11 protein-coding genes are annotated in these 12,230 nt (G+C 60.6%); 10 read left to right on the top strand and 1 reads right to left on the bottom strand.

All coding sequences use genetic code 11. The features are described 5' to 3' along the window. Window positions 1-10: 10 nt before the first annotated feature. The 10 genes from HJB89_RS19530 (at window position 11) to glpK (ending at window position 11,192) form a co-directional block, all read left to right on the top strand. On the top strand, window positions 11-928 hold the full coding sequence (locus HJB89_RS19530; RefSeq protein WP_221116234.1) for a DMT family transporter: 918 nt from the start codon (window positions 11-13) through the stop codon (window positions 926-928). A 96-nt stretch (window positions 929-1,024) separates the two neighbouring features. Then, window positions 1,025-1,798, top strand: a complete 774-nt coding sequence (locus HJB89_RS19525) for a DeoR/GlpR family DNA-binding transcription regulator (RefSeq protein WP_207585826.1) — start codon at window positions 1,025-1,027, stop codon at window positions 1,796-1,798. A gap of 141 nt (window positions 1,799-1,939) precedes the next feature. After that, the gene (glpD, locus tag HJB89_RS19520) at window positions 1,940-3,454 is read left to right on the top strand and encodes a glycerol-3-phosphate dehydrogenase (protein WP_221116235.1); all 1,515 of its coding nucleotides are present in this window, start codon (window positions 1,940-1,942) and stop codon (window positions 3,452-3,454) included. Window positions 3,455-3,497: 43 nt separating this feature from the next. Beyond that, complete coding sequence (locus tag HJB89_RS19515) at window positions 3,498-4,577, top strand: ABC transporter ATP-binding protein (RefSeq protein WP_207585825.1); 1,080 nt, start codon at window positions 3,498-3,500, stop codon at window positions 4,575-4,577. A 9-nt stretch (window positions 4,578-4,586) separates the two neighbouring features. Next, the gene (locus tag HJB89_RS19510) at window positions 4,587-5,657 is read left to right on the top strand and encodes an ABC transporter ATP-binding protein (RefSeq protein ID WP_207585824.1); all 1,071 of its coding nucleotides are present in this window, start codon (window positions 4,587-4,589) and stop codon (window positions 5,655-5,657) included. Between the two features lie 2 nt (window positions 5,658-5,659). Then, window positions 5,660-6,526 carry a carbohydrate ABC transporter permease gene (locus HJB89_RS19505; RefSeq protein ID WP_007637179.1) on the top strand — a complete coding sequence of 289 codons (867 nt, stop codon included), beginning with the start codon at window positions 5,660-5,662 and terminating at the stop codon, window positions 6,524-6,526. Window position 6,527: 1 nt separating this feature from the next. Then, on the top strand, window positions 6,528-7,439 hold the full coding sequence (locus HJB89_RS19500) for a carbohydrate ABC transporter permease (RefSeq protein ID WP_207585823.1): 912 nt from the start codon (window positions 6,528-6,530) through the stop codon (window positions 7,437-7,439). Next, on the top strand, window positions 7,439-7,735 hold the full coding sequence (locus HJB89_RS19495) for a DUF2160 domain-containing protein (RefSeq protein ID WP_164011166.1): 297 nt from the start codon (window positions 7,439-7,441) through the stop codon (window positions 7,733-7,735). Before HJB89_RS19500 ends, HJB89_RS19495 begins: the two co-directional genes overlap by 1 nt. Window positions 7,736-7,813: 78 nt before the next feature. Further along, window positions 7,814-9,538 (top strand): ABC transporter substrate-binding protein, encoded by a 1,725-nt coding sequence (locus HJB89_RS19490; RefSeq protein ID WP_207585822.1) that lies wholly within the window; start codon window positions 7,814-7,816, stop codon window positions 9,536-9,538. A 151-nt stretch (window positions 9,539-9,689) separates the two neighbouring features. Next, window positions 9,690-11,192 carry a glycerol kinase GlpK gene (glpK, locus tag HJB89_RS19485; RefSeq protein WP_221116236.1) on the top strand — a complete coding sequence of 501 codons (1,503 nt, stop codon included), beginning with the start codon at window positions 9,690-9,692 and terminating at the stop codon, window positions 11,190-11,192. 36 nt (window positions 11,193-11,228) lie between these two features. Here glpK and HJB89_RS19480 read toward each other — a convergent pair whose 3' ends face one another. Further along, entirely contained in the window at window positions 11,229-12,230 is a 1,002-nt protein-coding gene (locus tag HJB89_RS19480; RefSeq protein WP_221150413.1) for an ABC transporter permease, read from the bottom strand.

The following is a 12,230-nucleotide window of genomic DNA, read 5'->3' as shown; positions in this document are numbered from 1 at the left end:
CGAAGAACAAATGGAGGCGAAAATGAGCATGGCGGCAAGCACACCGATTTCGACGAAACAGCAGGGCGGGTTCGATCTGGTCGCCTTCGGCGCGATCCTCGTCACAATCCTCTTCTGGGCGTCCTCTTTCGTGGTGATCCGCATCTGTCTCGGACCACTGACGCCGATCGAACTGGCGACCGCGCGGTATGTGGCAGCCGGCGCCATCGCTCTGGTCTACCTCGTGATCTACCGGCCGTTGCCGGAAAAACGCGATTTCGTCCGCCTTTCCATCGCTGCGGTGCTCTTCATCGCCGCTTATGCGGTTCTGTTGAACACCGGTGAGCAGACGGTTGCGGCAGGGCCGGCGAGCTTCATCATCAACACCATGCCCGTCTTCACCGCCCTCATCGCCACGTTCGCGCTCGGCGAGCGCTTCGGCCGCTGGGGCTGGGCCGGCACTGCCATATCCTTCGGCGGTGTGGCGCTGATTGCGGTTGCCTCCGACGGCGGCTTCAAGCTTGATCCGAATGCCGTCCTCATCCTCGGCGCAGCACTTTGCTCGGCGATCGCCAGCGTGCTGCAGAAGCCGCTGCTCGGCCGGATGCCGGCGCTTGCCGTCACCGCCTGGATCCTGCTGATCGGTTCGGTGCCGCTGTTTCCGGCCGCACCGGCGACGATTCAGGCGCTGGCCGCCGCCCCGGCGGAGGTGAACTGGGGCGTTGCCTATCTCGTCATCTTCCCGACTGCGATCGGCTACCTCACCTGGGCGATCGCGCTGAAGCGGCTGACGGCCGCCCGCGCTTCGAACTTTCTCTATGGCGTTCCGCCCGTCGCCACGCTGATCGGTTTCCTCTGGCTGGGTGAGACGCCGACGGCGCTTGGCGCGGTCGGTGGCGTCATGGCGATCCTCGGTGTGCTCGTCGTCAATGTGATGCGGAAACGATAGCAGCAAATTCGCCCCGGAAGGTGATCAGGTGACAGATAGGCATTGCGCAGGCGTTCGCTTTCTTTAAAACGAAAGTAGATCGAAAGGTGCGTGCTCATGTTCTTGACCGACCGGCAAACTGAAATCGTGGCGATAGCGAAATCGAGCGGCAGGGTCCTGGTCGAGGAGCTCGCTTCCCGCTTTTCAGTGACACCGCAGACGATCCGCAAGGACCTGAACGATCTCTGCGATGCGCAGGTGCTGACGCGTATCCACGGCGGCGCGACATTCCCGAGCGGGACCGAGAACGTCAAATACGAGGCGCGGCGGCAGATCGCCGCGTCCGAGAAACAGGCGATCGGCATGGCCGCGGTCGAGCTGATCCCGAGCGGGGCCTCGCTCTTCATCAATATCGGAACGACGACCGAGGCGGTGGGCGAGGCGCTCGCCGAGCATCACGAGCTGATGGTGATTACAAATAATATCAATGTTGCCAATAGGTTACGTCTGCTGCCCGCAATCGAGGTGGTGATCGCCGGCGGTGTGGTGCGCGGTTCGGATGGCGGGATCGTCGGCGAGGCGGCAGTCGATTTCATCCGCCAGTTCAAGGTCGACTATGCCGTGATCGGGGCTTCGGCGATCGACGTGGATGGCGCGCTTCTCGACTATGATTTTCGCGAAGTCAAGGTCGCACAGGCGATCATCGCCAACGCCCGGCATGTCATTCTGGTTGCGGATTCGACGAAGTTCGAACGCACCGCTCCAGTCAGGATCGGCCAACTTTCCCAAGTTCATACCTTCATCACCGACCATTGTCCGGTGCCGTCGATCCGCAATCTCTGCCTCGAAAACAATGTAAAGCTGATCGAAACGAACGGCAGGTTTCGCTAAAGCATGATGCCGGCACTGTTCTGAATTTCCGCCGCGAAACATTCGTTTGACATTCGTATCTCTTTCGTTTTAACTGACTTCACTTTCGCAATTGCGTGAGTTTTGTGCGATGCGAAATCCGCAGCAGGCTCGGAGGGGATATTGGGCCGGGAGATACACGACATATTCGTCATCGGGGGCGGCATCAACGGCTGCGGCATTGCGCGCGATGCTGTTGGGCGCGGTTATTCCGTGGCGCTGGCGGAGATGAACGACTTCGCCTCGGGCACCTCGTCTGGCGCCACCAAGCTCATTCATGGCGGCCTGCGTTATCTCGAGCATTATGAGTTCCGCCTAGTGCGGGAATCGCTGATGGAGCGCGAGATCCTCTGGGCGATGGCGCCGCACATCATCTGGCCGCTGCGTTTCGTGCTGCCCTACCATAAGGGCGGCATCCGGCCGGCCTGGCTGATCCGGCTCGGCCTCTTCCTTTACGACCATCTCGGCGGCCGTAAGCTGTTGCCGGCGACATCGGTGCTCGACATGCGCCGCGATCCGGCCGGCAAGCCGCTGAAGGCGCTGTTCGCCAAGGCCTTCGAATATTCCGACGGCTGGGTCGATGATGCCCGCATGGTGGTGCTGAACGCCCGCGACGCCGCCGACAAGGGGGCGACCATCATGCCGCGCACCAAAGTGGTGTCGGCAAGGCGCGAGAACGACCTCTGGCACATCGAGACCACCGATACGGTCACCGGCCGCAATGACAACCATCAGGCCCGCATGCTGGTCAATGCTGCCGGTCCGTGGGTCGACCATGTCATCCGTTCCGCCTTCGGCCAGAACGAGGCTCACCATGTCCGCCTTGTCCAGGGCAGCCATATCGTGGTGAAGAAAAAGTTTGACGGTCCACGCGCCTATTTCTTTCAGAATCCCGACAACCGCATCATCTTTGCCATTCCTTACGAGGGCGACTTTACGCTGATCGGCACCACCGACCGCGATTACACCGCCGATCCCAAGGATGTTCGGATCTCCGAGGAAGAGACCATCTATCTGTGCAATGCGGCGTCGGAATATTTCAAGGAGCCGGTCAGGCCGGAGGATATCGTCTGGGCCTATTCCGCAGTCAGGCCGCTTTATGACGACGGTGCCTCGAAGGCGCAGGAGGCGACGCGTGACTATGTGTTGAAGCTGGACGGCGAGGGGAGTAGCGCACCGCTACTCAACGTCTTCGGCGGCAAGCTCACCACCTATCGCCGGCTTTCCGAACACGCGCTGGAGAAGATCGGCGCTGCGATCGGCGTCAAGGGTGCCCCGTGGACGGCCAAGAGCCATCTGCCAGGCGGCGACTTCCCGGTCCGGGGTTACGAGGGGCAGGTCGCCGATCTGAAGCGGCTTTATCCGTTCCTCGCCGATCAACATGCCCGCCGGCTGGTTCGCCGTTACGGGACGAGGGTCAAGGCGCTGCTCGGCGAAGCCCGCGGCGTCGACGATTTGGGACGGCTGTTCGGCGGCGACCTCTACGAGGCCGAGGTCACCTATCTCGTCAAACAGGAATGGGCCCGGCACGCCGAAGACGTGCTGTGGAGGAGAACAAAGGATGGTCTGCGCCTTTCGAGGGAGCAGGCTCAGTCACTGGAGGAGTACATGGCTGCCATGCCGGCGATGGCCGGATAAGGGCAACATGTGGTCCCCGATGCGTGGAGGCACGGGAATCGGAATGCTGGAACTGCGGAAGGCCGCAAAGATGGTGGGAGGGGACTATCATATCCACCCGACCGATCTTGTTTTTGAAAGAGGAACGCTAAACGTTCTGCTTGGGCCGACATTGTCGGGCAAGACCTCGTTGATGCGTCTGATGGCCGGCCTTGATCGGCCGACAACCGGCACGATCCATTTTGATGGTGCTGACGTGACAGCTATGCCTGTCCAGAAGCGCAACATCGCCATGGTCTATCAGCAGTTCATCAATTATCCGGCATTGACGGTCTACGAGAATATTGCCTCGCCGCTGCGGATTGCCGGCAAGGATGCCAAGATCATCGATCTGGAGGTGCGCAAGGCTGCCGAACTTCTGAAACTCGGGCCTTATCTCGATCGCACGCCGCTCAACCTCTCCGGCGGCCAGCAGCAGCGCACCGCACTTGCCCGGGCACTCGTGAAGAATGCGAGCCTTGTTTTGATGGACGAGCCGCTTGCCAACCTCGACTACAAGCTGCGTGAGGAGCTGCGGCAGGAATTGCCGCGCATCTTCGCGCAGTCCGGCGCGATCTTCGTCTATGCCACGACGGAACCGTCCGAAGCCTTGTTGCTGGGCGGCAATACGGCAGCGCTCAGCGAGGGCCGGATCACGCAGTTCGGCCCGACGATCGAGGTCTATCGCAATCCGCTCGATCTGACGACGGCGAAAACCTTTGCCGATCCGCCGCTGAATTTTATTGATCTGGTCAAATCGGAAGGCAATTTCCTGCGCGATGGCGCGGTGATTTTTGCCGTGCCGCCGCATCTTCAGAACGTGCCGGACGGGCCGGCAACCATAGCGTTTCACCCGCATCATCTTGCACCAACCGCCCAGACGGCTGGTTCGGCGCGGATGACGGCGCGAACACAGGTTTCGGAGATCACCGGCTCGGAAAGTTTTGTTCATCTGCAATTTGCCGGCACCCGCTGGGTGATGCTTGCGCACGGCATCCACAATATCGACCCGGACACGGACATCTCCGTTTTCATCGATACGCGCCACCTGATGGCGTTCGGCGCGGACGGCCGGGCGATCACCACCGCCAGGCAAGGGGGCTAGGAGAAGATCATGGCACGTATCACCCTCGATCATATTCGCCATGCCTATGGGCCGAACCCGAAGAGCGAGAAGGACTACGCTCTCAAGGAAGTGCACCATGAGTGGAACGATGGCGGCGCTTATGCACTGCTCGGGCCTTCGGGCTGCGGAAAGACCTCGCTGCTCAATATCATTTCGGGCCTCATTCAGCCGTCCGAAGGGCGGATTCTCTTCGACGGGCAGGATGTTACGAACCTGCCGACACAGCAGCGAAATATCGCGCAAGTATTCCAGTTCCCGGTCATCTACGACACGATGACGGTCTACGACAACCTCGCCTTTCCTCTGCGCAACCGCGGCGTGGCCGAGGCGGATGTCGACCGGCGCGTCCGCGAAATCCTCGAGATGATCGATCTTGCCGGCTGGGCCAAGCGGCGCGCGCGCGGCTTGACGGCGGACCAAAAGCAGAAGATTTCGCTCGGCCGCGGCCTCGTGCGCTCGGATGTGAACGCGATTCTCTTTGACGAGCCGCTCACTGTTATCGATCCGCATATGAAATGGGTGCTGCGATCGCAGCTGAAGCGGCTGCACAAGCAGTTCGGTTTTACCATGGTCTATGTCACGCATGACCAGACGGAGGCGCTGACCTTCGCCGACAAAGTCGTGGTGATGTATGATGGCGAGATCGTGCAGATCGGCACGCCGGCCGAACTCTTCGAGCGTCCGAGCCATACCTTCGTCGGCTACTTCATCGGTTCGCCGGGCATGAACTTCATGCCGGCCAAGGTAGAGGGCAGTACGGTTCGGGTCGGCGAGCACGCGCTAACGCTCGGCTATGCGCCAAAGACTTCGGCAGCGGCCAAGGTAGAGCTTGGAATCCGGCCCGAGTTTATCCGGGTCGGCCGTGAGGGTATGCCTGTGACGGTCAGCAAGGTGGAAGATATCGGCCGGCAGAAGATCGTCCGCGCGCAGTTCGCCGGCCAGCCGATCGCGATCGTCATTCCCGAGGACGAGGAAATTCCGGCCGATCCCCGGGTGACCTTCGAGCCATCAGCTATCAGTATCTATGCCGACTCTTGGCGCGCCGGACCGGAGGCTTGATCATGGAAAAAACCTGGAACAACAAAGCCTGGTTTCTGGTTCTGCCGGTCCTCGTGCTGGTGGCTTTCTCGGCTGTCATTCCCTTGATGACGGTTGTGAACTATTCCGTTCAGGACACTTTCGGAAACAACCAGTTCTTCTGGAACGGAACGGACTGGTTTACCGAAATCCTGCATTCCGACCGATTCTGGGCCGCCCTGCAGCGAAACCTGATTTTTTCGTTGATCATTCTCGCGCTGGAGATTCCGCTCGGTATCTTCATTGCGCTCAACATGCCGAAATCAGGCATCGGCGTGCCGGTATGCCTGGTTCTGATGGCACTGCCGCTGTTGATCCCATGGAACGTGGTCGGCACGATCTGGCAGGTGTTCGGCCGCAACGACATTGGTTTGTTCGGTTATTACGTCAACGCCATCGGCATCGATTACAACTATGTGCAGGATCCGCTCGACGCCTGGGTGACGATCATCATCATGGATGTCTGGCACTGGACGAGCCTGGTCGTCTTGCTCTGCTATGCCGGCCTCGTTTCCATTCCAGATGCTTTCTATCAGGCAGCCAAGATCGACGGTGCGTCCCGTTGGGCAGTGTTCCGCTATATCCAGCTGCCCAAGATGAAGCGCGTTCTTCTGATCGCCGTGCTGCTGCGTTTCATGGATAGTTTCATGATCTACACCGAGCCTTTTGTCGTCACGGGTGGCGGTCCGGGCAACTCGACCACTTTCCTGTCGATCGATCTGGTCAAGACCGCCCTCGGACAGTTTGATCTCGGTCCGGCAGCTGCCATGTCGCTGGTTTATTTCCTGATCATCCTGCTGCTTTCGTGGGTGTTCTACACCGTCATGACCAGCCACGACGCGGAGAATTGAAATGAGCGTCTCCAACGAAACGACATCGAGCCGAAACATCCCAGGCGTTACCAGTGTCGCAAGCGGGCTCTCCGCCGATGAAGTCGGCCGTCTGATGCGCCGGCGCGGCGAGGAATCGCGCTGGTGGTGGCTGGTTCCGACGATCTATATCATCGTGCTCCTGCTGCCGATCTATTGGCTCGTCAACATGAGCTTCAAGACCAATGCGGAAATCGTCAATTCTCTGACGCTTTATCCTCATAACCCGACGATCGCGAATTACGTGACGATCTTCACGGAGAAGGCGTGGTATTCCGGCTATATCAATTCAATCAGCTATGTCGTCATGAACATGGTGATCTCGGTGGCAGCTGCGCTGCCGGCGGCCTATGCCTTCTCCCGATATCGGTTCCTCGGCGACAAGCATCTGTTCTTCTGGTTGCTGACCAACCGGATGGCGCCGCCAGCAGTCTTTGCCCTGCCGTTCTTCCAGCTCTACTCGGCCTTTGGACTCATCGATACGCACATCGCCGTGGCCTTGGCGCATTGCCTCTTCAACGTACCGCTGGCGGTCTGGATCCTTGAAGGCTTCATGTCCGGCGTGCCGAAGGAAATCGACGAGACGGCCTATATCGATGGCTACTCGTTCCCGCGGTTCTTCCTGAAGATCTTCACGCCGCTGATTGCGAGCGGCATAGGTGTCGCCTGCTTCTTCTGCTTCATGTTCTCTTGGGTCGAGTTGCTGATCGCACGAACGCTGACGACAACCGACGCGAAGCCGATCGCCGCCACCATGACCCGCACCGTCTCTGCATCCGGCATGGATTGGGGCCTGCTGGCCGCCGCGGGCGTTCTGACCCTTATCCCGGGGGCGCTGGTGATCTGGTTTGTGCGCAATTACATCGCAAAGGGCTTCGCCCTGGGGAGAGTTTGATGAGCTTTTCGCTTCCCGATTTTTCATGGATGGCGTGGACATGGCCGACGGCCGCTTTCTTCATCGTCATCGCATTGCTGCTGATCGGCATGGGGATATGGGAATATGCGGTGCCGGGCGGCAATCCGCGGATCGGAATCCTGCGCTTCGAGACGACGCGCGGTGACCGGCTTTTCCTTTCGCTGCTCGGCGCAGCGTTCATTCATCTTGCATGGCTTGGGCTCGGTGGGCCCAACCTGTGGTGGGCTCTTGCCATCTCCGTGGTCTACGCCATCGGCGTGTTCCGCTACGTGTGACGGCAAAGTGAAGACAGATGGCCGGGGGTCCTTGGCCGCCTGAGACGTGACTGCAATCGCAAACCCTGGGAGGATATTATGCGACGGCACTTATTGACGACGACAGCAGGCTTGCTGCTGGCGATGACCGCGTCGGCCTATGCCGGCATGGACGAGGCTAAGACTTTTCTGGACAAAGAGATCGGCGACGTGTCGACGCTCTCTCGCGCCGACCAGGAAAAGGAAATGCAGTGGTTCATCGATGCTGCGAAGCCTTTGCAGGGTATGGACATCAAGGTTGTCTCGGAAACTTTGACCACCCACCAGTATGAGTCCCAGGTTCTGGCTCCGGCCTTTACTGCGATCACCGGGATCAAGGTCACCCACGACGTCATTCAAGAGGGTGACGTTGTCGAGAAGATCCAGACACAGATGCAGACCGGACAGAACCTTTATGACGGCTGGGTCAACGACTCCGACTTGATCGGTACGCATTGGCGCTATCAGCAGGTGCGCAACCTGACCGACTGGATGGCCGGCGAAGGCAAGGACGTTACAAACCCCGGCCTCGATATCAACGACTTCATCGGCACCAAGTTCACGACGGCACCGGACAAGAAGCTCTACCAGCTTCCCGACCAGCAATTCGCCAACCTCTATTGGTTCCGCTACGACTGGTTCAACGACGAGAAGAACAAGGCCGATTTCAAGGCGAAATATGGCTACGATCTCGGCGTTCCGGTCAACTGGTCGGCCTATGAGGACATTGCCGAATTCTTTACCGGCCGTGACGTGAACGGCAAAAAGGTCTTCGGCCACATGGACTACGGCAAGAAGGACCCGTCGCTCGGCTGGCGCTTCACCGACGCCTGGCTTTCGATGGCCGGCAATGGTGACAAGGGTCTGCCGAACGGTCTTCCGGTCGACGAATGGGGTATCAAGGTCGACGAGAAGTCGCGTCCTGTCGGCTCGTGCGTCGCGCGCGGCGGTGACACCAATGGCCCGGCTTCCGTCTACTCGATCCAGAAGTATCTCGATTGGTTGAAGGCCTACGCACCGCCGGAAGCTCAGGGCATGACCTTCTCGGAATCCGGTCCGGTTCCGGCACAGGGTAACGTCGCGCAGCAGATCTTCTGGTACACGGCCTTTACAGCAGACATGGTCAAGCCTGGCCTGCCTGTTATGAACGAGGACGGTACGCCGAAATGGCGCATGGCACCGAGCCCGCATGGCGTTTACTGGAAAGACGGCATGAAGCTTGGTTATCAGGACGTCGGTTCTTGGACGCTGATGAAATCGACGCCTACGGACCGTGCGAAAGCCGCCTGGCTCTATGCACAGTTCGTGACCTCGAAGACGGTTGACGTGAAGAAGAGCCAGCTCGGTCTCACCTTCATCCGCGAATCCACCATTCGCGACAAGAGCTTTACGGAGCGTGCTCCGAAGCTCGGCGGTCTGATCGAGTTCTATCGTTCGCCTGCGCGTGTTCAGTGGTCGCCAACCGGCACCAACGTTCCCGACTATCCGAAGCTGGCTCAGCTTTGGTGGCAGGCTATCGGTGACGCCGCCGCCGGCGCCAAGACGCCGCAGGAAGCCATGGATTCTCTTTGCGGCGAGCAGGAGAAGGTCATGGGCCGTATCGAGAAATCGGGCGTCCAGGGTGATATCGGCCCGAAGCTCGCCAAAGAGCATGATCTCGCTTATTGGAACGCGGATGCGGTGAAGAAGGGCAACCTTGCGCCGCAGCTGAAGATCGAGAACGAGAAGGAAAAGCCGGTCACCGTCAACTACGACGAACTCGTCAAGAGCTGGCAGTCGAAGTAAGGCAGACCTCGGCCGGAGGCGACGAGGCTTCCGGCCATCACTTCCTGCCATCGGCTACGGCCGGTGGCACCCACAATCTTTCTCTCATGACGTCCGCCCGCGCCCTGCCATCTCTGGCAGGCGGAGCGATCTCGTGCGAGCCGGAGACGAGATGAGCGGCTATATTCTTTCAATCGACCAGGGCACGACATCTTCGCGCGCGATTATCTTTGATGGCGACATGAAAATGGCCGGCTCGGCGCAGGCGGAAATCACCCAATATTATCCGCAGCCCGGATGGGTGGAGCACGATGCCGCCGAAATCTGGCAGTCCGTCGTCGATACCGTGCGCAAGGCGATTGTTGATGCCGGCACGAACGCCGCCGCCATTGCCGCGATCGGCATCACCAATCAGCGCGAGACGGCGGTCGTCTGGGACCGCCGGTCCGGAACCCCACTTCACCGTGCGATCGTCTGGCAGGACAGGCGCACAGCCGAAATGTGCGAGAGCCTGAAGGCCGATGGATATGAGAAACTCTTCAGCGCCAAGACCGGCCTGCTGCTCGACCCCTATTTCTCCGGAACCAAGCTTCGCTGGCTGCTCGACAATGTCGACGGCCTGCGTGAGAAGGCGGAGGCGGGCGAGGTTTGCTTCGGCACGATCGACAGCTGGCTGATCTACAATCTGACGGGCGGCCGCGTGCACGCCACCGACGCGACCAATGCGTCGCGAACGCTGCTCTACAACATCGATGACGGCGTTTGGGACGAAGAGCTTCTCGGTATTCTCGGCATTCCGGTCGCCATGCTTCCCGAGGTCAGGGAATGCGCCGATGATTTCGGCCGCGTCGACAAGGCGCTGTTCGGCGCGGATCTTCCGATCCTGGGCGTCGCCGGCGACCAGCAGGCGGCGGCCGTGGGCAATGCCTGCTTCGAGCCCGGCATGATGAAATCCACTTACGGAACCGGCTGCTTTGCGCTGCTGAACACCGGCAGGGATCGTGTTTCCTCTTCCAACCGGATGCTGACGACCATCGCCTGCCGCCTCGACGGCGAGACGACCTATGCGCTTGAGGGTTCGATCTTCATCGCCGGTGCCGCCGTTCAATGGCTGCGCGACGGCCTCGGCATCATCGACCAGGCTTCGGAGGCAGGGGTGCTGGCGGCCAAGGCCGATCCCGGACAGCAGGTCTATATCGTTCCGGCCTTCACCGGCCTCGGTGCGCCCTATTGGGATCCGGCAGCGCGCGGCGCGATCTTCGGCCTGACGCGAAATAGCGGGCCGGCGGAATTTGCCCGCGCCGTGCTCGAATCCGTCGCCTATCAGACGCTCGACCTGCTGGTGGCGATGAAGAAGGACTGGGGCGTCAACCAGCTGGAAACCGTGCTGCGCGTCGATGGCGGCATGGCGGCTTCGGATTGGACGATGCAGTGCCTGGCTGACATGACGGGGAATCCGGTCGACCGGTCGGCGATCCGCGAGACCACAGCGCTCGGCGCTGCCTGGCTTGCCGGCTCGAAAGCCGGCATCTGGCCCGGCAAGCGGGATTTTGCGCAGTCGTGGGCCTGCGACCGCCGCTTCAACCCCTCGATGGAGGAGAGCGAGCGGCAGGCCAAGATCATCGGCTGGAAGAATGCCGTCTCGCGGATGATTTCGGACGTCTCGGCGGGGTAACAGCTTCCCCGAACTTGACGGCACTGGCTGCTTTTCTCACGTGCCGCTTGCGGCCTTTCTGCTGACAAAGCTCAGGGCGAGCACGGCGAAGATCAGCGTTCCCGTGCCGACCTGCTGCCAATAGAAGTTCAGATCGGTCAGCAGCAGCCCATTAACGACGATACTGAGCAGCAGCGCGCCGAGAACGGTCCCGCCGACATTCGGCCGTCCGAGTGGGCTGAGCGTCGTGCCGATGAAGGTCGCGCCGATCGCATTCAGCAGGAAGGCATTGCCCGAGGAGGGGATGTAGGTGGTGACGGTTGCGGTCAGGATCAGCCCGGCGATTGCCGCGATCAACCCGACCAGGATGAAAGTCACCGCGACATGGGCCGGCGCGGCGATGCCGGAATAGCGCACGACGCCCGGCTGGATGCCGATCGACAGGATGACGCGACCGAAACGCGTGCGGGCAAAAACAACGGCAGCAGCGGCGATGACGACGATGGCAGCGGCAAGCGGCACCGGAAAGCCGGCAATCGTGCCGTGGCCGAGGAAACGGAAGGCTTCCGGCACGCCATTCGGCGGCAGATAGACCGGATTGCCGCCATTGGTCAGCAGCTGCTGCACGCTGCGGCCGATGAACAGCGTGCCGAGCGTGGCGAGGAACGGCGACACGCCGATCCCTGAAATCAGCAGCGCGTTGAACGCACCGACAAACGCTCCGGCGGCCAGTCCCGCGACTGCGGCGACTGCCACCGGCTGCCCGGCAAGGACGAGCGAGACGAAGGCAAAGCTGGCGAAATCCATCGCCGTTCCCACCGAAAGATCGATGCCGCCCGACGCGACGGCGAAGGTCATGGCGACGGAGACGATGGCAAGCAGCGTGAAATTATTGACCAGGATGCTCTGCAGATTGGCAGGCGTCAGGAATGTCGGCGTTGCCACGGAAAAGGCGGCGAACACCGCAACAAGGGCGAGGATCAGCCCATAGCGCACCAGGCCGCCGGCGATGAGACGCGGTAAGTCGATGGTGGCGAGGGGAGGGGTCTGGAGCGACAT

The sequence above is a fragment of the Rhizobium sp. NZLR8 genome (genome assembly GCF_019685025.1).
Lineage (GTDB): Bacteria > Pseudomonadota > Alphaproteobacteria > Rhizobiales > Rhizobiaceae > Rhizobium.
Note: the sequence above shows the minus strand (reverse complement) of the source record. Positions and strands in the feature narration are given on the sequence as shown.